The sequence below is a fragment of the Salinibacterium sp. NSLL17 genome, assembly GCF_015864935.1.
Lineage (GTDB): Bacteria > Actinomycetota > Actinomycetes > Actinomycetales > Microbacteriaceae > Rhodoglobus.
The window spans coordinates 1,916,802-1,937,713 of record NZ_JADYWH010000001.1 but is presented as its reverse complement, the minus strand read 5'-3'; the positions used below and the strand labels follow the sequence as shown (position 1 = coordinate 1,937,713).

Here is a 20,912-nt window from a genome sequence, read left to right as displayed (position 1 = left end):
CTCCCAGGCAGATCGTCACGATGCCATACTGGGGCATGGCTCAGACTCCTGCACACACTGCCGTGAGACAGATGAAACCGGTTTCTCCTCAGCGACCCCGAAGGTTCAAGCTGAAGAAGCTCTTAAAATGGCTCGCCGTAGTCGCTTCAGTGTTCACAATCGTTGTGGGAATTATTACAGTCATTCAGTTGATTCGGCCGGTAGTCGAAGAACCAAGCTCTAATCTGATCTCCAGCACTCCGCCTACGCCCGTCGTTGAAGCGGGCGTCGCGCCATCCGCGACGCTATTCACTGGGGCATCCGAGACGGGGAGTCGAAATTTCCAGATCACAATTGACATAATCAACTACGCCGCGTCCAAGGACCGCATCTGGGTGGTTATTCTTGCCCCAAACGACCTCTACTACCCGCAGTCCGGCGTCATTCCGCGCACCGACGGCAGCCAGACCCTCGAAGTGATAATTGGCACCGAAGATGAACATGAAGTCGATCGGCGCGAGTTCACGGTGTTCGCATATTTGATGAGTGCGGAGGACTCCGAAACACTCAATGCAGCGCTCCGCTCCGGCAACGGCTTGGATTCGATGCCTGACAGTGCACGAATTCTCGATGGCGAATCGATCGCGCGCGTGAACGCGACCTCCGAAGAGTAACGCTCGCAAAACGTCACCCCGCAGCCCAAAGATCGTGTGCAAGATTTGCGCGCCCGACCTATCGCGTGGCGTGAACTACCGCCTCTCTCACACGAATGACTCATTCAGCGCCCCAAGTCGCTGTGGCATCGGCCGGGTCTCAATAGCTAATGCTTAACGAGCGGGTCGAAGCGCAATTCCTCTACCTCGCTCTTATTCACAGCCATCCACGGTCCGATGTGTGCAGGTCCGGGCAGCCCGGACTTAGTGCGACAGCGTGCACGTGACGCTTGAAATGCTTACCGACTTCGTCGGACTGACAGTTTTGGAGATCACTATTGTGTGCCGCGTCGACCTCCAACTTTGGTGGATCACAGCCACCGTTGTAGTCCTTGCGGGCGCATCCTAAGCAAGAGGACGCCGAACGGGTGAGCTCGCCTGCCAATATTGGATAGCAACCCGAGCTATTAGAGACCAGTCGAGAATAAATTTCGGAGGTCGGGAGGAACGCCCCTATCAGCGGCAGGAAAATGGCCAGCGTTTCCGCGGCAGGTTGAGTTCTTAGGACAGCTCGATTTTTGGTTTTTGGGGTGCCTGCTGAAATGACCCTTTCTGGTGGGTGTTCCAGCAAGGTTGGCTGGGATGTTTGTCCGGATGGACGTGGTTCGCCTGCCACCTCGCAAAATGCTGAGGCCCGCCCTGAGCGATGCACCACCTCGTGCTGGGCATGCCGAGAGGAAGATGATGTGTTCCGTGATGCGGTACCAAACTTACTTGGTAACCGTGCGCGGGCAGATTCGCCAGCACCGAACGAAGAGCGGGTCCGCCGATGTCGCCGAAACATATCAGCGACCCAGACCCGCTTGCTAGGACGAGCGAGAGATTATTGTTCGCGCGTCGAATTCGCTTGAGGACCTTCCGGTACTCATCGAGCATATCTTCAGGTATTTCTAGTCCGACTGGAACGTCAATCGGCTCATCTTCGAATGCACCGTCCTCTGTCATTTCGTCATCCGGGGCGTCTCCTGTGCCATCACGAGGAACGAGTATCGAGCGCTCTCCGGTATCGTCGCTCGCACGGAGCGCTTCCTCAATCCGCTGCGATAGAACCGGACGGTTGCGCTCGGCGAGATTCGCAGCGAGACGCTCGACGGCGACAATGGCACCATGAATTTGTCTGCTGAGGGCGCGGTCGATGCTTGGGGGAGGCCAAAGGACGTCGAACGTTTCGCCGGCGAGAACTATCGGGCCACTCGCTGATGTAAGTGCCTGTAGGCGGAGGCTTCCGGCGACGCTAAGCAGTGGTTTCAAGCAGTTCTCCAGATCGAGGGCGACAGAACCTGTGCCCATGGGGCTCCCGAGCATTGCCATGAGGGATGAAGAAAGGGCGACAGGCATCGCCGGATAGTAGAGAGAGCAGGAGCCGAGATCACGTGTCACTCCAACCACGTTTCGCAACTCGGCCAACCCGCGCCAATGGTCGCTGTCGAAGTGGGTAACCGCTATTGCATTGATATGCGCCAGCGTTCCACCGAGCGAGTCCCACAACACTTGCGCTGCGCCCAGAGCGGGTGCGCGATAAGCACCGCAGTCAATGATGGCGGTAGGGCCAGGCGCGTGCTCCGGCCACGGACGAAGCACGGTGCAGGCACCATCAGTCACAGACAAGACGTTCACCATAGCGGCCATATTGCCGACATTAACGTAGTGAACACAAGATGCAACTCCGACACCCTGACGAGGGAGGATGGCGCGGAGCGCGCCGACACCATTGGGAATACTAGAGGGCAAAGCCTCTCATCCTTTGAAAAGAGGATAATCCGGAGGGGGCTAGAGGAAAACGTAATTCGTAAGAGAAAAGGGCTCCGTGTTCACGGGACAGTTTGAGTAGTTAGAACAGCCCACAATGTGCCCCGGATTTCTCACGAAGTCCGGGGCTTTTTCTATGCCCAAGCACCTTCGGATTGTGGCCTCGCGCTTAGTTTGAGCACGAAAATGGTTCATCCCAGACGCGGTCTGGCTAACATGAGACATCAGGTGAGCGAAGCTTACTAATTCCATGTTGGAGGCGGTCCAAGGTGAAAACGAAAATCAAGGTTGGGGACGTCTTTATCGTCCCTACTGGCGATGGTCGTGCAGGGGTAGGGCAAGTGGTGGGAATGTATCGAAAGAGCTACTACTATTTCGCTATCTTCGACACTGTTGTGCCGCTTGAAGTTGCAGACGAGAGAGCAATAGAGGCGCTCAAATCGCCGTTGCTTTTCCTCGGGTTGTCGTTAGACGCCAAAATTTATCTGGGACATTGGCCCGTTGTAGCGCATGCGGAAGTGGACCCGTCGATCTTGCTTCCTGCCTACAAGATATCTATGAGAACCATAGATAACATGCACGTAATTGACTACACGGGCACTCGTAGTCGTCCAGCCACTGAGGCCGAAGTTGACTTCTTGGATTTCCGATTGACCGTGGCGCCTGTGGAATTCGAGTTTGCCTTGCGAGCTTCTTTAGGTTTGGAACCGTGGTTAGAGCTGTTCGACAAGCTGAAGCCCAATGAGCTGACTACGACCGCGGCACTCTTCGACTGAGCGGCTGTGGTGGTTGACCCACAGGAATCGTCTCTTGCAGAATCACGATTGAACCAAGGTGATAGAACATGACCATTTTTGAACGGCCCCATCCTGCTTTTCTTTCGACGACTCGTGCCGGAATGTGTGCACTGTGGGAGCCATCGCGTTTCACCCATGTGACTGACGCAGAAACGTGGGCAGTTGCGTTCGATAACGATGAATCGATCATAAGCATGATCAAAGAGGGTGCTTTTGTTCCTCTGAACGTGGGCGGGAGCTCAACTTTTAAGATTGATGTTCGTTCCGAAGCGCTCACCGAAACGGAACAGCGGCTACGAGCCGTGACATCGGAGCCGTATCTGTTGAAGACCGAGGGGCTGATACAGGTGGGTGCCCTAGAAGAAATTGGTTCCTACATGGGGGGTGCGACTGAAATTTCTGTGGGCAAGGGGAGTTATTCAGTCACTGCCCACCTCATCGACTGGGACGCGGAGTTGGGCGCGAGAGATGCATCTGGGGAGGCTTCCCCGGATGCGCTGCCGGATTTCATTGTGCAACTTGCCCTGATCGAGCCCGGTAGTTCACCTGTGTTCCGGACTGAAGTGCTTACCTTTCCGACCCCGCCGCCGCCCGCAGTGAAAGAGATCATCGTCGGGGATGTGTTCATCGTCCCTACGGGTGACGGTCGTGCTGGCGTCGGGCAAGTGGTGGGGCTATACGGAAGGAGCTCTTATTATTTCGCGATCTTTGACGTTGTATTCCCTCTCGAAGTTGCGGCCGAGAGAGTAACGGACGCGCTTAAATCGCCAGTGCTCTTTCTCGCGTTGTCTTTGGACGCCAAAATCTATGTCGGGCACTGGACGGTAGTCACGCGGACGGCTGTGCATGCTGCGGTGCGCCTCCCCGCCTACAAAATAGGTGTTGGGGGTCCCCAAAACATGCACGTCGAGGACTACTCGGGGACTCGTCGGCGTTTAGCCACTCGCGCTGAAATCAACTTCCTGCAATACCGGAGCACAGTGGCGCCAGTCAGATTGGAGATGGCTCTACGAGCGTATTTGGGCTTGGAGCCCTGGCATCAAGAGTTTGATGAGCTCAAGCCTGATTGGGTAGTAACTACCGCTGCGTTTTTCGACTAACCGAGCGCGTTGTGAGAGGAAAAATGAAGTGAGCTTTGTGCGATTGGCCACCGTGGCACCGGATCTTGTGGAAGAGATATTCCGGCGTGACGACTCCGAGCTGAGTGCTCTATCGAACGCTGTCGTGGCCTGGGCGATCGGGCAGGTGGAGATAGAGGACCCACGCCTCGCCGTAGCGCTCTCCGCTCTGAAGGAGCGGCGCGTGAGTGATCGAGTTCGCGACCAACTGTGGGAACTCGTGCAAGAACTGGACGAGTCGGCCTGGGATCTTCAGGAGTCAGAAGCGGGTGATGAAACCCTTGTGGGATACGCCCACGCGTTTGCCCGAGCGCGTGCAGCGAACGCGCTCTGGTACTCCCTCTTTATCCCGGCAGCCTCTGAAACGGTCGCTGACTGCATGTACGAAGCACAAGCAGTCGCGGGTGACGTGAACGGTCTGCGAAACGTCGTTCGTCAAGTCTTGGCCAACACTTACCCAACACTTTGACTCGGGATTGCTCTTAAATCCTCAGAAAGCGGCAGATGTAGTTTCGCTTACGGGCGTATGGAAGCCCTTATGTTTCCGGGGTTTCCGGCACTGTTCGGTATCCGGCAGACTCCACGATTCTGAGTCAGGGGGTCGCAGGTTCAAATCCTGTCAGCCCGACAATATGGAAAAAGGACTGTCCATCTGGACGGTCCTTTTTTCGCATCCACAAGGCGAAGAGGTGAGTTCTTCTCCACATCACCGCTACGATTCCCTCATGTCAACTAACACGCCCGAGTGGTTCGGTTCAGCAGCGCGCAACACCGCGTATCAGCCGATCGTGCAAGTGTTCTTCATGCTCGTGTATTTGATCTGGTGGATCTTCGCTGCTCCCGTTGTCGGGACGCTCATTTTCGTCGTGGGGGTCGCCTATGCCGCGGTCGTCGTGTTTCTCTCAGTCCGCAACATCCGGCACGCCGCCAACTTTCCCAATGTGCCCACCGCTGAAGGTGCGCTTATCGGAAAGCGCATGGGAATCCTTTCGGGAATCTCTTATGGCACGCTGTGGATCGTAGCGATCGTGCTCGCGTTGCTCGGTGAGTGGCGTCTAGTGTTTCCCGCTGTGGCGCTCATCATCGGAGCCCATTTCTTCCCGTTAGCGTTCATCTTCCGACGTCGCATCGATTTTCTTCTCGCGCCAATCGCGGTCGTGTTCGCAGTGATCGGGTTTCTGGTTGCTGCGCGCCCAGAGATTTCGTGGGCCTTTGTATATGCGATCTCCGGAATCGGCGGTGCGGTCGCCACGGCGGCATACGCCGTGTACTTGCTCTTCACTTACCGCAACCTCTGTCGCGAAGCAGGCGTCGCGCGAGAGAAACTGAGTTGACGCTTGTGCGACTAAACACTGTTGCTCCAGACCTCACGGCGGAGATCTCCACGCTTGGCGACGTTTCGCTCCGTGATGTATCTCGTGCCGCCGCTACTTGGGTTCTGAGCCAGGTCGATATTGACGATGTTCGTCCCCGAGTAGCTAACGCTCTCTGGTTCGCCCTCGCAACCCCTGCATCGGCCGAAACGGTCGCTGAGTGTCTATACGAAGCCTAGGCAGCCACTGGCGACGTGGACGGTTCGCGAGCTGTCATCCTTCAGCCCAAGGGATGATCGCGGCACTGTTACCGGTGCCCGACCGCCCATCAGCGGGAAGGGTGCTTCTGCAAACAGAAGCAGCCGCGCCGTTGAGCGGGTTTTAGTCCTTGCGCTTGCTGGTGGCCTTGTCTTTCTTGTCGGCGCGCTTCTCTTTGAGAGACTTGCTGGCTACAGTCTTGCCGGATGATCTCTTGGGTGATTTATGTGTTGTCGCAAGCTACTGAAATACCCCGAACTCACGGATTGTGGGTTTGGCTAAGCTGGCGTCCCTGGCCGCGGCCTCACCCCGCATCCACGTTCTCGTTCACACCAAAGGCCTCATCGACTTCGCCGAGCTCGTCGAACTCATACTCCCACTCGTGCTCTCGGGCACCAGTTGCGGGGATTACACGCACGGCATCGGTAGGCAAGGACCGGGCGCGATTGTCGAGGAAGAAGGCGTTCTTGCGGGGGTCGAGGCCCGAGATGTCGCCCACGAACTGCCAGTTTTTTCTCCGTGCAAACGTGTGGGTGTACTCCAACCACTGCTGCAGTGTCGGCTCCGCGCCGCCATGATTCTGTCTGTAGTACACCCGCGTCGAAGAGAATTCGCTCGCGAGTCCGATGCCGGGGTTAGGCAAATTGCCCTGAAGCGCGCGCTGCGCGAGTTGGCGCGCGGACAGCTTGACGGCGGACCACGGCTGTCGCTGCACGTCGAGGTGACGCTGCAACTGGCCTCGGGGAATGTTGGTCCCCGGGTAGACGCCACCGGTGCGCACAAAGTGACTGCTCGGCCGGTTGTAGTGTCGTTCGGCCGCGCGCCGGTTGCGCAGCTCTGGCTGCAGTGTCGTGGAATACGCCCTAATAAAACGGGTGAATGTCGGATAAACCGTGTGCGTGAATAGCGCGAAGCGGTTGAACATCGCCCACAGCACGGCGGCGTTGTCGGCGTTGTCAGCGCCGCCGGCCTCGTGCACCAGCAACTTGGCGGACCAGATGAGGTCGTCCGCAGAGAACGGGTACGTGAAGGTGCCCCGCGGTGTCGTGCACTCGAGCGTACCGAGTGTGATCCCCGCGAGATTCGCGCTCGTCGATGCAGACCCAGCAGCTCCCGAGGAGGTCGAGCTCGACGCGGATCCCGCCCCTGCCCCGGCGGCGCCTGCGCCTGCGCCAGCACCTGCGGCCGGCGAGCCTAGAGCCGCCCACGTGATGGGACCAACGACGCCGTCAGCACTCAGCCCTCGCGCCGCCTGGAAGGCCTTTACCTTCGCCTGCGTACCCGCGCCAAAGATACCGTCGCTGGCTGTAGCGAATCCTGCTGCCGAGAGGTCGATCTGAAGCTGCCGCACAGCACTACCGCGGGCGCCGCGCCTCAATGTCGGGCGCACTGTTCCTGGTGCGGGCGGTGTGGGGGCAGAACGGGGTACTGGCGACGGCCCCGAAACTGTGGCACCGAGGGTCGCGAGCAGGTAGGTCGTGGGGTCGAGCAATCCCACAGGTGCTGCCTGGCCGTGCATCCACTGCTTATTTCGGGTGGTTCCTCGGGTGTACGTCTCGAAGTGAAGCATGTGCCCGCCGCCCGGGTTGCGCCCAACGAAGCCGATAGTTTGCCCCGCTGTGACGTTGTCTCCGACCTTGAGCCCGTGACGGGTGAGGGAGTCGGGCGAGACCTCTCCGTAGTTGATGACCACTTGTGGGTGTTCCACGAGCAGTGCCCACGTGGTCTTGGTTTGTCCGCAGCAGAACCCGTAGAACGCGACGATGCGGCCGTCTTCACACGCCACGACCTCGTCGCCGATATTAGCGTTGAGATCGACGGCGCAGTGCCTCCGCGTGAATGGACCCCGTGCGGGTCGACCTGCAGAGAAGCGGCGCCCCGCGTTTCTTCCCACGCCTGTGCCGTCGCTCGCCTTGTAGTTCACCTCGGTGGGCTGGGCGTGGGTAGAGCGCACGGGGAAGTGGGCGCCAGTAGAGGGGACCGGAGCGTGGGGCGCGCCGACCTGGGCTGGCGCAGGGGCAGATGCCTGATCCTCAAAGCTCGCTTCCCATTCATCCTCTTCGTCGACCTCGCACTCCTGTTCGGACTCGAAGTCGCCCTCGGCCTGCAGCGACTCGCTTGGCTCCCGCTGCCACTCGTCGCCTGCTTCACGTGCACCCTCGTCGAAGAACTCGCTTGTCACCCACTCGTCCTCGGAAGTCTCCCAACCGTCTTCCTCCGCGGTGGCATCCCCACCCACCGGTTCAGCTATGGATGGCCCCTCGTCGTCGGCGAAGTCCTCCCGGGCGGCGGACGACTCCCACTCGCTCAGCGCGGCGCCGTCTGCATCGACGTCCGACACCTCCCCAAACGGCGACGCCGGGGCGGCGAAGTAACCTGCGGTCGACATGTCAGGCACCTGCGCGGGTGACCGCGAGTTCCGGGCGTGGCACGCGCAGCGGCTGCGCGCTGGCGGTCACGGCCGTGCCGGTGGGACGCTCTTTGACTCGATCGCCTGTTGCTGACTGCCACAGGTTGATGAGGTCGTTCATGTCCTCGGTCAACTGCGACGCGGGTGAGTAGAGGGCCTCGGCCTGAACCGGATCGTCGAAGATTCCCAACTCAATGGCGCGGAGAACGCTCGACGAGAGTTCCGCCATCTCCAGCAATTCGCGGCTTCGGGTGGCGGACTTCATTCCCACCCGCTCTGCGATGGCCGTGAGACGCCCGTCTGGCGTACTCGCCTGGGCCTTGAGGTCCTTCACGATCGGCGAGTCTGAGCGCAATGTCAGGTCGAACCAGCTGAGCGCGGACACGTACGCGAACTCCTCGCGCGCCAGCGCGCCGCCCTGCCTGCGTTGATTCAGCATGTCGCGGATCGCACGGCACAGCAGCGCGACGTACGAGGGATCTGTGGGGTTGACTCCTGCCGCGTTCTTGCGGTTCTCGAGTCCCATCCAGACTTGGCGCAACAACTCCGTCCACTTCTCGCGGAAGTCGAGGTTCACTCCGCTCCCGACTCCCTGTTTCCACGCGTCGGGAGTCGTGGCGCCGCCCCAGATGTTGGGGATCTGGTGCGGGAGGTCGAGCCCGAACATCCGCCAGTAGGCGTTGCGGCGGTTCACGCGGGCGTAGGGCCGCATCTCGCTGATCACGCCGCCGATGGAAAACAGTGGCGGATCCCTGAAGAACAGTTCCTCCGTGCTGCGCAACCACTTCACACTCTCGGGCGACAGCGAGCCGAGGGTCTCGCCGAGCACCATTCTGCGCACCACCTCCGAGAAGATCTCCATGACGCCGGTGCTCTCGACAAGGTACGCGTAGATCAGCTGGTGCCAGATCAGCCCGCCCGATCCAGGGGAAGCCTCAAGCGGCCCGCGCACGCGCGACCAGTTGTCGGGGTTAGTGACGCTGATTCCGGATGGATCGATCAGCCCCCCTGCAGCCTGCGTTGGCAGATTGAGGTCCTCGATGATCTGGCTCGCGCCGAGCAGGGGAGCGGCGTTCGGGGGAGTGACGCCAGGAAGGGGCGGCACGAGGGCGCCCGCGGCCCAGGCCTCGTCGAGCCATCGACTGAGCTGGACCGGGTGCACGAGAAAAACGGATGTGGCGGGCTTGCCCTGCGCTACAAACGTGTTCGCTAGATTGAGGAACATGGCTTCTCTCCTAGTTCTTGGGTGATTTCGGCGATTTGGGGGAGTTCGAGCGGGCACCGACAGCGGGTTCGGGCAGATGTGCCGAACTCTTCGTCGGGTGCGCAGAGGCAGCGATCATGCGGCCAGCGGAGTCGTACACCACCGCGAGTACCACTGCGGATCCGGATGATTGACTTGGCACCTCAACGGTGCCCGCGTCGGACAATTCGCCCGCATCGTAGTAGTCGATCTCGCCAGATTTTGTGCGCAGCGTAAGCTCCACCGTCTCACCGCGGCGTGCACGCGGAGAGACTTCGATGACGAGCGTTCTGCCGTGCAGCGTCGACGGCACAAAGCCGCTGAACGTGGACTTGCCGCCTCGCCCGGTTCTCCCCAGCAGACCAGTAATCATCCCGTACCGAAATGCCGTGTCCGACTGAACTACCTCCTCGCGCGTTGGCCCGGAGTCGCGAGGCGCGGACAACGGCCCGCCGGCAAAGCGTGCAATGGCCCTGTCGAACATCTCCTCGAATTGACGCTCGTCCCACCCGGTCGATGCGGGTGCGGTGGACTCGTTAGTGGTCATGAGGGTTTTCCTTTCCTAGGCAACAAGTGTTGAAGGTGGCGAAGTGACGCTGGTGCGCGCTCCAGTGGCGTCGATAGCATCGGCACCCACCTGGGTAACCCAACTGCGGAGAACCGCGCGATGTTCGGCGGCCTCGTGCGGCTCTTCAAGGGACCGCGCAGAGAGCAAACCAAGGATGCGCAGCGGTTCGCGCCGGCGCAGGTAGGTGGACGTCAAGAGCGACGGTCCCGCCTGAGTAGCCAGCGCGGCGAGCGCGCTAGGGCTGACGCGCATCGGGTCGATCAGGTGGGTGACGGTCGCGCCCTGAAACGCCTTCATCGGCCTACGGGTGCAGACCTCCACGATGCGCTCCATCATCCCTGAGCTGATTGTCATGAATTCGCCGGCCTGTCCCGCGCTCTCGACGTCGTGTCGCTCCTGCCACGCCTGACCTAGGTCGTCCCAAGGACCGGCGCCAAACCAACTGCGGCACATAGCGACGTTGAATGCCACGCGCGCCGCGGGGAATGGGTGGGGGTCGCCCGGTCGGATGTGGAAGACCTCGCGAGTGCTGCCGTCCACCACGTTGGCGAGTGCCGCGACTGACGACCAGCCACTCTGCGCCCAGGCGTGGACGTCAGCCGCGATCTCGCTCGACCACGACGCCCACATCAGCGCGACGTTGCGGGACGCTGGGGACAGCTCGCGCTCGAGCGCCTCGGCCAGCTCGGCCTTCCACCCGATTTGGTGAGATACCTGGTGTCCTGTCTCGTGGAACAGGGCCGTAGGGTGCGACAAATTGTGCCGGGTGAGTTTGATGGCCGCGGCCGGTGAGGGGTGCGCGTGGTCCCACAATTGGACATCGGCCCGCAGCACGCTCGCTCCCTTGCCGATCGCGGCGTAGACGAGTGCCGGGATGGGCTCGTGCCCGAGCGGGAGCAGAGCCGCAGCCATGGAGTCGGTCGCGAGCGTGTCGTAGCCGCGCAGCAACGATCCCATTGTGGGATTGGATCGCGAGTTGATCGCGGTGCTGTAGAAGTCGAGGATCGTCTCCGCGCGCAGGTAACGCGATCGCAGCCGGAGTAGGCGGCGCCTCACCTCGTGTGGTTCGCCGCCGGCATCGTGCCAGCGCATGAGGTCGGCTCCCTCTGAACGCAGTTCCGCGACCATGGCGTGCATGCGGTCTCTCAACTTGCGGCTCAGATAACTTTCGAGCGATCGCCAGCCCTCGGGAGAAGCCGCTGTGTCCAGATCATAGAGAGCGTCGATGGCGAGCGACCAGTGGGCGATTTCTGCGGCGAGCTGGCGCTTTGTTGCTGCACTAGGCACGGTGGTACCCCGCTTTGATCGATAACGTGGGCTCCGCGGGCGACGCGGCGATCAGCGCCGCCTTGTCGGCGAAGCGGAACGTCACCATGAGCGTCACTCCGGAGGCCGCGTCCTTGGCGGCGGCACTGAGCGTCGAGGCCATCCCCGGGAGCTGTTTCGAGAAGGCTGTCATCGCCCCAGTAACCAGAACTCCCGCCAATTTCTTGGTGGATCCGTCGGGCATCATGATCTGGCGGCGTTTGGTCATGTGGACGAGCCGCGCCGCGAGCGCGTCGGTCAGAGTCTCGCCGAACACCGACCTCGCGACCTTCACCACCTCGGTGAGTTGACGTGCGTCGAGCATGCGCGCCATGCGATGGGCGTTTCCTTCGCCCACGCGCAGCAGGAGGCGGATCTCAGGTCGTGGCGACGAGAGGTCGAGTCGAACCGAGAACGGGGAACGCTTGCGCAGTCGCTTGCCCGCAACTTTGATCCGGAAAACCCTGCGCGGCGACCCGCGCCCGCGGGCGTTGCTGCCGAGGCGCCGGTTGCGAGCCAGCATCCCGGCGACTTCCTCGGAAAACTCGTCGAACTCGTCGGCGGTCGAGGCTTCACCGTCTGACTCGTACTCTGTGAGGTGGCCCACCTCACCACCTGGCAGGAACTCATACAGTTCCAGTTCGCCCTCAGCGGGCCACTCCTCGACCCCTGCCTCGAGCATCCGCGACTCCAGGGTCTCTCCGTTGGTGAATCGCACCGACTGCGCGAGCGACTTATGCACCCGAAGCGGGATCACCCGACTGAACTTCTTGTAGCGAAACACTGGCGCGGTTGCCCGTGGCATCGACACCCACACTCCGCCCTCAGCCGACGGGTCCACGAACTCAGGGCGCAGGAGCGCAGCGGGTATGTGTTGCGCGGCCGCCTCCGCGAAAGCGGCCTGCACCTCACCCTCTAGCAGCCGGTCGTCGTCAAGGACAGACTCGTCGAGGGTCGCGACATGGGCCACGGCCGCCTCAGCTGCCGCGACGAGGGCGGATGTTCCGAGCGTGGGGTCGTTGGCGGCAGACTCGGCTTCGAAGCCGATGAGTTTCAACCCCGAATCCGCGATGTAGCGCGAAAGGAGTTTTGCGGCCTGCGACCCGACCAGCGGAGCCATGACGACGGAGAGAGCCTTGGCGACCACGCCGACCACCCGCTTACGGCCCACGATCTTGACGCCGATCTTGAGGAGCGGCATAACGGCGGGCAAGAACTGCTCCATCTCTGCCAGCGGCGTCTGACCGCTCTCCATTTCTGCGAGCTGATGCGCGAGGCGGTCGCGGGCTCGGTCGAGCGTTGCGACGTCAGCCTCATAGGCGTCGCCACCGGGTGCACCCTCATATTCGGATTCGTGTTCAAAGTCGCCCTCGGTGTTGAACGCTGGGGCGAAGAGTTCGCCCGCGACGTCGAGGTCGAACGCCTCGGCCTCGGTGAGCTCGCTGACCTCAGTCTTGATCCCCAACCTCTTGGCCACACGGACCGCGACGGCACGCAATGGTGGTGGCAGTTTGCCGAGCACGCGGCGCAAGACACGCTTGAGTAGCGGGCGCACCGCCTTTTTGATGGCGGCGAAGATGCGCTTGAGCGGGTTCAAATTGCCGATGAACTTCACGCCCTTCTTGATGGCCTTCTTGGCGAAACTCACCACCTTCTTGAACTTGCGCCGCAGGGCCTTGAAAAAGAGTTCTTGAGAGTCGAGCGGATTGCCAGCGTTGTCCTCGTATTCGGCGGCACCGAACAACTCGTTTTCGAGCTCAAGCTCTGAAAACCATTCGAGTGACTGTCCGTCGTGTTCGCGCTCCAGCTCATCGATCATGTATTCCGCCTCGGAGACGATGGACTCCATCCACTGCTCCACGTCGCTCTGCGCAAGTGCAGAGCCACCCTCGGCCTCGCGCCACCCAGACATTGCGTTGAGATGGCGCCGCGCGGCCTCATTCACCAGACTGTCGACGGCAGCCGAGAACTGTTCATCCTCCATCTCGCTCGCGAGATCTTCGAGTGCCTGACCCTCCCACTCCTCCTCGGTGAGCGTCGCGAAACTCTCCGCGAACGGTGAGGTCATAGGGGATTCCGGCTGCAGGGGCTCGGTGCCTGCCTCGAGGAGCTGATTCGGCTCAACTAGCGGTGTAAATGCGGGTGGGTAGGACTCGCTCGTCATGCCGTACGTGCCGTGAACCGTTTCCATCATTGCTCCCAACGACCGCTGAAGTGGACTGTTGCGAGACCCACGATGAACCCTGCAGTGTTACCGCTGCGTGATGGCAGCGTCACCGTTGCGACATTTCTTGACGACGCAGCCACCGCTCCACTTGGGTGGCTGCTTCCGGAACGGTGGTGGCGTAGAAGACTGCGTCGGCGTAATCGCCCACGGTAGTGATTTTCACCCGCAGTGCCCGCTCCGGGCCTCCCTCGAGCCACACCGCAATGAAGAGCATGGCGTCGTGTGGTTGTGCCTCATCCATAGCGTCGATGGTGATCGCGGGACCATCACCGCGTCATCACCGTTGCATCTCCGCGCTCGACAGCGCTCGGTGACAGTGCGGTGACGCAATCGACGCAAACTAGGACAAACAGTCATAAAGTGGAGGTCCAGCCGCGAGTGGTGGGCACGCGATTGATGACCCGTGGAGGGGCCGACGATGACCGTGGAGAGTGGGACATGGGCGCGCTAAGTGGGACGCACCTCACGTTGTTAAATGGGTTCGCTGTAACCCAGGACGGGAGGCCACGCCCGATTCCGGCCAGTGCGACGCGGCTCGTCGCCTACCTTGGACTGCAGCATCAGCCGGTGCCACGATCGCGTGCCGCGGGTGTGCTCTGGCCCAATTCGTCTCAGGATCACGCATTCGCCTGCTTGAGATCTACGCTGTGGCGACTGCGCAAGGTGCTCCCCGAACTCATCCAGGGCGAGGCCGAGATGCTATGGATCGGGGCTGAGGTGGAGGCCGACGTCGACCTCGTCATTCGTGTTGCCGACACACTCGCGTCTGGTCACGACCCCGACGAAGGCGTGGTGGTGCCGCTGGGCTGGTTTGCGCACGAGCTCCTGCCCGACTGGGACGACGACTGGGTGTACATCGAGCGTGAACATTTTCGGATGACGGCGCTGCACGCTCTCGAGCAGATGTCCGCGTCGTACCGTCGCAAGGGTCAGTTTGCGCAGGCGATCGAGTCTGCACTTGCCGCGATCGCGGTGGAGCCGATGCGCGAGAGCCCACGCAGAGCGCTCGTCGCCGCATTCCTCGCCGAGGGCAATATCTCCGACGCGTTGGCCCACGTCAAGCACTACACAGCGATTCTGGATACCGAACTCGGGGTCGCCCCTTCCGCGCAACTTACGGGGCTGGTGGCAAACCTAGGCCTTGCTAGGGCATCAGCGCGACGGTAGGACGCACGCCGACCGACGCTCCTTTTCTCCGCAACGATCCTCGGAAAGCTTCGAGCCGCGTGCCTGCGAATAGGAAACGTGCTCGATGCACTGACTTGGTTTGGTCGACGTGCTTCAGGGGCGGCTACCCAGAACGTGTGAAGACCAGTCTCTCTTTGAAGACTTCTCCCAGGCCAGGACCAATCCCAGCCGAGTTTCAGAGCCGGTTCACGGAGCATCCGTCTCTTCAGTTCGCGGATGTCACCCCACCGACCTCTACCGCCAGTTCTGCGCGCCGTTCAACCTACGTTTTCAACTGGTAGTTCAGATTCATTCGCCGCTGAGTGCGGACATGGAGCGCGACGCGTCGGCTGCGGTATCGGTGCACAACCGCCCATCAGCGGGTCGGGCGCTTCCGTTCGAAGAAGCACCCGCGCCGCTGACCAAGTTCTAGTCCTTGCGCTTGCCGGCGGCCTTGTCTTTCTTGTCAGCGCGCTTCTCTTTGAGAGACTTGCTGGCTACAGTCTTGCCGGATGATTTCTTGGGTGATTTATCGGCCATGACGTTGTCCTCCTGTGAGCCGAGTGGCTCGTGCCCCGAGCGTACCCGCTAACGCTCGTGACGGGCGAGTCGGCGTAGGCCTTCGTCAATACTCACGGCGGGCGACCAGTCGAGCGCCTCGCGGATGTCGCGCTGATCGAACCAGTGCGCTGTCGACAGCTGCTCGGCTAGGAAGCGCGTCATGGGCGGCTCGTCCGCACCGGGGCGCACTGCCCACACTCGTTCGACGAGAGAGCCAGCGGTGCGTCCAACGGCGGCCGGGACACTCCAGCGCGGAGGCTGAACTCCCGACGCGAGGCAGATGCCCGCCAGGATGTCGGCAACGGGACGCGGTTCGCCGTTGGTCAGGACGTAGGCCTTGCCGTGGGCGACGTCGGCGCGGTGCAGGGCGGCGACGATTCCGGATGCGGCGTTGTCGACGTAGGTCGTATCGATGAGGGCGGTGCCGCCATTGAGTAGCGGCAAGCGTCCACGGCGAGCTCGGTCGACGATGCGGCCAACGAGCTGGGTGTCACCAGGACCCCAGACGAGGTGCGGCCGGATGGCAACCACGCGCATCCGGTCGGAATCGCTGGCGAGAGCGAGCAGTTCGGCTTGCGCCTTTGTTCGCGCGTATTCGCTGCGCGCGTGTTCGGGTGACGCAGGCTCGGCACCAACGCCGGCTAACGCGGAGCCCGAGTGCGCGACCGAGGGCGATGACACCTGCACGAAGCGAGGAACACCCGCTGCTTCGGCCGCGGCGAGCACGAGCTGGGTTCCCTCGACGTTGACCGCGTGAAAGGCGTGCGGGTCGCCGGCGAGCGATACTTTCGCGGCGAGGTGGATGACGCCTTCGACGCCTTCCATCGCAGTCGCGACGTCATCCGCGTCGGTAATCGAGCCGAGGAAGTCGGTAACCCCGGCGACGCCAGACGGACGACGTTGCAGCGTGCGCACGTCATGCCCCGCGGCGACTGCCTCCGCGGCAACCGCGCGTCCGAGAAATCCGGATGCCCCGGTGACGAGCACGATCATGGTGCGGTCGGCTTTCCGCCAGCCAGCAGTCGCTCGGCCCACTCGGACAACCGTGTGCGGTCGATCTTGGAATTGTGGCGGATGTCCGTCGGAAGCTGAGGAACAGCGAGCACGGCCACGAGCGGCTGGGTTGTGCTCGCGCGAATGGCCGCCGTCAGTTCGGGGTCGGCGAGCCCAGGCTTGCGCGTCGGCGAGATGGTTTCCACCACCGCGACAGCTTGGCGAAGCTTGTGTGGGCCAACGCCCACAACAGCAGCACGGCGCACGGCGGTGACGCCTTCGACATCCTGTTCGGCGCCGACCGGTGCGATCGGGCCCGTTGCTGTCACGATCACGTGAGGCAAACGACCTTCGACCCAGAGGCGGCCGAGTTCATCGAGGTGGCCAACGTCTCCGGTGCGGTGCCAGCGTGCGGAGGGCGCATCGGGCGCGGTCGTCGTATCCACGGCATCCGTGTCAACAGCAGTCTCGCGAGCAGCGGCGCGATCGGTGAGCCACAGGCGATCGTAGTGATCCTTCAGGTGCGGCGCCGAGACGATGATCTCGCCAAGAACCCCGGGCTCAGTGCTCGGTGTTCCGGTTGCGGCGCCGTCGGAATCGAGTGCGCTGATGCGAATGAGGTTCTCGCCGATTGGCTTGCCCACGCACACGCCGGTATGAGTGCCACCGGCGGCATCACGGATGCCGTCGAGCGTGATGTCCGTCACCAAGAGACATTCGGTCATGCCGTAGGGCGAGTGCGGTGTTGCGTTCGGCATGATGGTGGCTGCCGAGGCGAGCAGTTCTGCGCCGATCGGTGCCCCAGTAGAGAGGAAGGTGCGCACGCGCTCGAGTTCGCTGCGGTCGTGCGCGGTGAGATCTCCCGCGGTTGCCACTACATTGAGGATCGAGGCGGGGGAGAGGAACACCATGCTGCCCCCGGATGCTTCCACCGCGGCCGCGACGGCGCGGGCGGTGAGAGTGCGGGGAGACGAGACATCCATCGCCGGCGTCACTGATCGAGTGCCGAGTGCCGGACCCAGCAGGGCGAACGGAGCGAATCCGGTGACAAGCCCGGTGTCGGCGGTGACTTCGAAGTGGCGCGCAAGCACGTCCCGCAGAGCAGAAAGCTGGCCGTGACGGTAAACAACGCCCTTGGCCGGGCCGGTTGAACCTGACGTGAAGAGGATCGCTGCGTCATCCTCAGCCCGCGGTTCGGCGGGGAGGGCTGTGTTGGCGCCGAGCGTGATGAGGTCGCGCAGGCTGTACGAGACTCCGAGCGTTGCGGCGGAAACCTTGGGCAGTCGCGCGGTGGAGATGCGCACTCCGGGCCAACCGAGCGTGCGGGCGGCGGTGAGGCCGGGGGCTTCGCCGATGATGAAGTCGGGCCACGATCCGCGCACGGCACGGGTGAGTCCCTTGACGCCGAGGCCGGCATCCGCGACGACGATGATGGCGCCGATGCGCAGGCAGGCGTAGACCACTGCGGTGAGTGTCGGCCCGGGCGGGACGAGCAACGAGACCCGCTGGCCCTTCGTCACACCGATCGCGGTGAGGCCGGCGGCGATCTGACTCACGCGGTCCGAGAGCTGTCGCCAACTGACCTGCTGAGGACCGCGTTGCCCGCGCGTCGACATGTCGATCACGGCGGTGGTGGTGTCGCCGGCGCGTTCATCAAGGTTGCGCCAGAGCGGCACGAAGCTCGAATCGTCGGCGTCGGCGTCTGAATCGGTGGATGCGGATGCTGCGGCGAACACTTCCCGCGGCGACGGCGAGGCCGAGCCCGGGTTCGCGAGACTCGCGGCATTGTCACCGAGCCAGGTCAGCACTGATTCTGCGTAGGCAACGTCTTCGGCAACGAGGTGTCCGGCACCCTCAAAGCGGTGAACGTTTGCGTGCGGAAGTCGTTCGATGAGGTCGTCGAGGTAGTAGTCGCTGAAGATCGGATCGCGCGGACCCCACAGCATGAGCGCCGGCAGGTCGAGCTTGGCAACGGCGGTCGCGATGCGGTCGAGTTCGCTGTAGCTTTCGTGATCAGCATCCACGGGGATGTCGGCAACGAAGCCGCCGATTCCTCCACGTCGTGCTGCCGTACGGTACGGCGCGCGGTACGCATCCTTCACCGCCGGGTCGAGCGAATCGGTCGTGAGTGCGAGCGTGGTCTCTAAGAACGCGGTGGTGCGCACGGTGGATGCCGCCAGCATTCCACGGGCGCGCGCCAGCCGCAGCGGCGCGGGGATTGGCTTGCCGGTCTCGTGATGCACGGCCGTGTTCAACAGCATGACGCCGGAGAGCTGGTCCGGGTGATCGACTGCCCAGCCGAGCGAAACGACACCGCCCCAGTCGTGCCCAAGCGAAATAACGGGGCCGGTAAGCGAAAGTGCGTCGGTGAAGGCGGTCAGATCGGCGACCCGCTGCGCGAGTGGACGATGGATGCCGGTGCGCTCAGAGAAGCCCATGTCGAGCTGGTCGACGGCGATGATCCGCCACGCGGGCGCCCCAGCCCCGTCGCCAGCCGCAACCCCTGCTTCGGCAGCCTGCACCGATTGCGTCAGTAGTTCGCGCCAATAGTACGACCAGGTCGGGTTGCCGTGGACGGCCAGGATGGTGCCGGCAATGGGCACGCCGAGGCGAGCCAACTCGTCGCCGGTGTCGAGGTAGTGCCAGTCGCGGGTGAGTCCCGCATCCAGACCACTTCCGGGTACAGCGGTAACTCGGCTGAAGCGCGGGTCGAGCCCGGGCAGGTCGTGCGGCGGGCGGGAAGCGGCTTCAGTCACCATGCGAGCTCCATCATTGCGGTGTTGAGTCCGGAGCCCACACCCATCAGCAGTACGCGGTCGCCCTTCTTGAGCGAACCTTGCGCTTCATCAAGGGTGATGGGAATCGACGCGGGGCCGACATTGCCGTACTGCGGGAAGGTGGTGGGCACGCGATCTCGGTCGAGCTTTGCGGCCTTGACGATCGCGTTGGTGTGCACGGACGACACCTGGTGCGTGACGTAGAGATCCATTGCGGACCAGTCCCATTCGGTGGATGCTTCTTTCCACGCCGAAACGACGAGGTCGAGGCCACCTTTGAGAAGGGCTTTCGCGTCGGTGAACATGCCGTCGACGCTGCCGACACAGAGCTCGTGGAACTGGGTTGCCGCGCGGGTGACTCCACCGAGAATCGGATGCCCGGCCGGGTGTTCGTCGGTGCGTCCGAGTACGGCAGCAGCAGCCCCGGATCCGAGCGTGAGCGACGCGAATTCGCTCATGAAGCCGTCACGATCGGAATCCTGCTTCAGGAGTCGATCGATGGTGTTGGTTTGGATGTCGTCGGCGTCTTCGCCATTGACGATGATCGCGTAGCGGATCTGGCCCGATTCGATCATGTTCGCGGCAAGGTTCATCCCGCTGACAAAACCGAGGCACGCGTTTGCGACGTCGAAGTTGATGGCCGAGCTGGGCAGTCCGAGGCCGTGGTGCAGGCGCACCGCTACCGAGGGCTCAAGGTGCTTTCGGCTGACCGAGGTGTTAATAAGGAGGCCGATTTCTGAGGCATCCACACCGGCTTCGGCTAGCGCGCGTTGGCCTGCCGAGACGGTGGCGTCGTCGGATGTTTCACCGGCAGCCCAATTGCGACGTTCGAGCACGCCGGCCACCCGTTGCAGGAGTCTGCTGGGCAGCGCGAGGCGCGAGAACGCCGGGGCGAGGCGCGCCTCAAGGTCTTCTGATGTGGTTACCCGGCTGGGTAGTGTGCTCGCGACCGACAACAGGGAAACATTGTTGAAGCGCGTGTTGGCATTTCCGGCCACGGAACCTCCGTCGAGCGAGCCCCGCGGGCTCAGTAAGCAAGAGGCCTAGTTTACGCCAGTTGGCTGAGCCTTGCCTTCTGGTAGCGCGAGCGGCGTTCGCGCGTGTCGCGAGCTAGAACGCGTTCTGCAGCTCGCAGACAATGTCTGCCTCGATTGGGGTGCTGTCTTCGAAGGCTCCGGCAAAGCGCAGTTCGACGATGTCGCGGCTACCGTCTGCCGTTCGCGGCCCCAGTTCCGACTGCGGCGTTAGTTCGCCCTTGGCGGGGCTGCCAACCCCTGCAGCTTCTACGAGGTCTCCAAATCTGAATCCACCATCAGCGATTGACACGAGGTTCATAGACATCTCTTCGTGTGCTTTCACATTGTCGAGGGCGATGATCATGAAGAGTCCAGGCTCGCTCAGGTCTCCGACGACTTCTTTGCCGGCCTGCCTGCTGATGTCGCATTCGCCAGTAAAGTCGGGGAACTCGACGCCGTCGATGCGGAGCGTGGCGTTACCGACATCGTCGGAGGTGTAGCCATCGGCAGCAGGTTCGTCTGGCGTTCCTTCGTCACCCGTCGTCTCATCCGCTGTCGTCGTTTCCTCTGTCGTGGCAGAGTCTGCTGGTTCGTCGGCAGCGGGGGAGCACGCAGCGAGCGTTGCGGTGACGGCAACAACGAACGCGGCGACCCGCGCTGTGCGCACCCAAGAAAGAGGAGACGGCGTGAGGGACGAGTGCGCAGTTGTCATGAGATC

The 20,912-nt window shown here is 62.3% G+C and carries 19 protein-coding genes; 8 read left to right on the top strand and 11 right to left on the bottom strand.

All coding sequences use genetic code 11. The features are described from left to right. Positions 1–149 precede the first annotated feature (149 nt). Positions 150–653 (top strand): hypothetical protein, encoded by a 504-nt coding sequence (locus I6E51_RS09450; protein WP_197110063.1) that lies wholly within the window; start codon positions 150–152, stop codon positions 651–653. Between the two features lie 262 nt (positions 654–915). Further along, positions 916–1,041, top strand: a complete 126-nt coding sequence (locus I6E51_RS14425; RefSeq protein ID WP_255530054.1) for a hypothetical protein — start codon at positions 916–918, stop codon at positions 1,039–1,041. Positions 1,042–1,193: 152 nt separating this feature from the next. Here I6E51_RS14425 and I6E51_RS09445 read toward each other — a convergent pair whose 3' ends face one another. Continuing rightward, positions 1,194–2,294, bottom strand: a complete 1,101-nt coding sequence (locus tag I6E51_RS09445; protein WP_197110062.1) for an MBL fold metallo-hydrolase — start codon at positions 2,292–2,294, stop codon at positions 1,194–1,196. 416 nt (positions 2,295–2,710) lie between these two features. Between I6E51_RS09445 and I6E51_RS09440 the strand changes: the two genes are divergently transcribed. The 5 genes from I6E51_RS09440 to I6E51_RS09420 all read left to right on the top strand — a co-directional run bounded on the left by I6E51_RS09440 (position 2,711) and on the right by I6E51_RS09420 (position 5,908). Continuing rightward, positions 2,711–3,217 carry an Imm26 family immunity protein gene (locus tag I6E51_RS09440; protein WP_197110061.1) on the top strand — a complete coding sequence of 169 codons (507 nt, stop codon included), beginning with the start codon at positions 2,711–2,713 and terminating at the stop codon, positions 3,215–3,217. Positions 3,218–3,285: 68 nt separating this feature from the next. After that, complete coding sequence (locus I6E51_RS09435; RefSeq protein ID WP_197110060.1) at positions 3,286–4,338, top strand: hypothetical protein; 1,053 nt, start codon at positions 3,286–3,288, stop codon at positions 4,336–4,338. A 28-nt stretch (positions 4,339–4,366) separates the two neighbouring features. Next, the gene (locus tag I6E51_RS09430) at positions 4,367–4,825 is read left to right on the top strand and encodes a hypothetical protein (protein WP_197110059.1); all 459 of its coding nucleotides are present in this window, start codon (positions 4,367–4,369) and stop codon (positions 4,823–4,825) included. Between the two features lie 256 nt (positions 4,826–5,081). After that, positions 5,082–5,690 (top strand): hypothetical protein, encoded by a 609-nt coding sequence (locus I6E51_RS09425; RefSeq protein ID WP_197105418.1) that lies wholly within the window; start codon positions 5,082–5,084, stop codon positions 5,688–5,690. Between the two features lie 5 nt (positions 5,691–5,695). Continuing rightward, positions 5,696–5,908 (top strand): hypothetical protein, encoded by a 213-nt coding sequence (locus tag I6E51_RS09420; RefSeq protein ID WP_197105419.1) that lies wholly within the window; start codon positions 5,696–5,698, stop codon positions 5,906–5,908. Positions 5,909–6,231: 323 nt separating this feature from the next. Here the strand turns inward: I6E51_RS09420 and I6E51_RS09415 are convergent, their stop codons facing one another. The 6 genes from I6E51_RS09415 to I6E51_RS09390 form a co-directional block, all read right to left on the bottom strand. After that, positions 6,232–8,316 carry a peptidoglycan-binding protein gene (locus I6E51_RS09415; protein WP_197110058.1) on the bottom strand — a complete coding sequence of 695 codons (2,085 nt, stop codon included), beginning with the start codon at positions 8,314–8,316 and terminating at the stop codon, positions 6,232–6,234. 1 nt (position 8,317) lies between these two features. Next, positions 8,318–9,562, bottom strand: a complete 1,245-nt coding sequence (locus tag I6E51_RS09410; RefSeq protein WP_197110057.1) for a hypothetical protein — start codon at positions 9,560–9,562, stop codon at positions 8,318–8,320. Between the two features lie 10 nt (positions 9,563–9,572). Then, on the bottom strand, positions 9,573–10,127 hold the full coding sequence (locus I6E51_RS09405; RefSeq protein ID WP_197105422.1) for a hypothetical protein: 555 nt from the start codon (positions 10,125–10,127) through the stop codon (positions 9,573–9,575). Between the two features lie 15 nt (positions 10,128–10,142). Further along, positions 10,143–11,435, bottom strand: coding sequence for a hypothetical protein (locus I6E51_RS09400; RefSeq protein WP_197105423.1), 1,293 nt, complete (start codon positions 11,433–11,435; stop codon positions 10,143–10,145). Beyond that, positions 11,428–13,644 (bottom strand): hypothetical protein, encoded by a 2,217-nt coding sequence (locus I6E51_RS09395; RefSeq protein WP_197110056.1) that lies wholly within the window; start codon positions 13,642–13,644, stop codon positions 11,428–11,430. Before I6E51_RS09395 ends, I6E51_RS09400 begins: the two co-directional genes overlap by 8 nt. An 82-nt stretch (positions 13,645–13,726) precedes the next feature. Further along, a complete protein-coding gene (locus I6E51_RS09390) occupies positions 13,727–13,921 on the bottom strand; it encodes a hypothetical protein (RefSeq protein ID WP_197105425.1) in 195 nt (64 codons plus the stop codon). A 392-nt stretch (positions 13,922–14,313) separates the two neighbouring features. Between I6E51_RS09390 and I6E51_RS09385 the strand changes: the two genes are divergently transcribed. Continuing rightward, the gene (locus tag I6E51_RS09385) at positions 14,314–14,847 is read left to right on the top strand and encodes a bacterial transcriptional activator domain-containing protein (RefSeq protein WP_197110055.1); all 534 of its coding nucleotides are present in this window, start codon (positions 14,314–14,316) and stop codon (positions 14,845–14,847) included. A 588-nt stretch (positions 14,848–15,435) separates the two neighbouring features. On the opposite strand, the gene I6E51_RS09380 is transcribed toward I6E51_RS09385, so the two are convergent. From I6E51_RS09380 to I6E51_RS09365, 4 genes are all read right to left on the bottom strand, one after another. Further along, on the bottom strand, positions 15,436–16,401 hold the full coding sequence (locus I6E51_RS09380) for an NAD(P)-dependent oxidoreductase (protein ID WP_197110188.1): 966 nt from the start codon (positions 16,399–16,401) through the stop codon (positions 15,436–15,438). After that, complete coding sequence (locus I6E51_RS09375; RefSeq protein WP_197110054.1) at positions 16,398–19,160, bottom strand: alpha/beta fold hydrolase; 2,763 nt, start codon at positions 19,158–19,160, stop codon at positions 16,398–16,400. The genes I6E51_RS09380 and I6E51_RS09375 overlap by 4 nt, the downstream gene beginning before the upstream one ends. Further along, positions 19,154–20,176, bottom strand: a complete 1,023-nt coding sequence (locus tag I6E51_RS09370) for a 3-oxoacyl-ACP synthase III (protein ID WP_197110053.1) — start codon at positions 20,174–20,176, stop codon at positions 19,154–19,156. Before I6E51_RS09370 ends, I6E51_RS09375 begins: the two co-directional genes overlap by 7 nt. A gap of 112 nt (positions 20,177–20,288) precedes the next feature. Further along, the gene (locus tag I6E51_RS09365) at positions 20,289–20,906 is read right to left on the bottom strand and encodes a hypothetical protein (protein ID WP_197110052.1); all 618 of its coding nucleotides are present in this window, start codon (positions 20,904–20,906) and stop codon (positions 20,289–20,291) included. Positions 20,907–20,912: the final 6 nt, after the last annotated feature.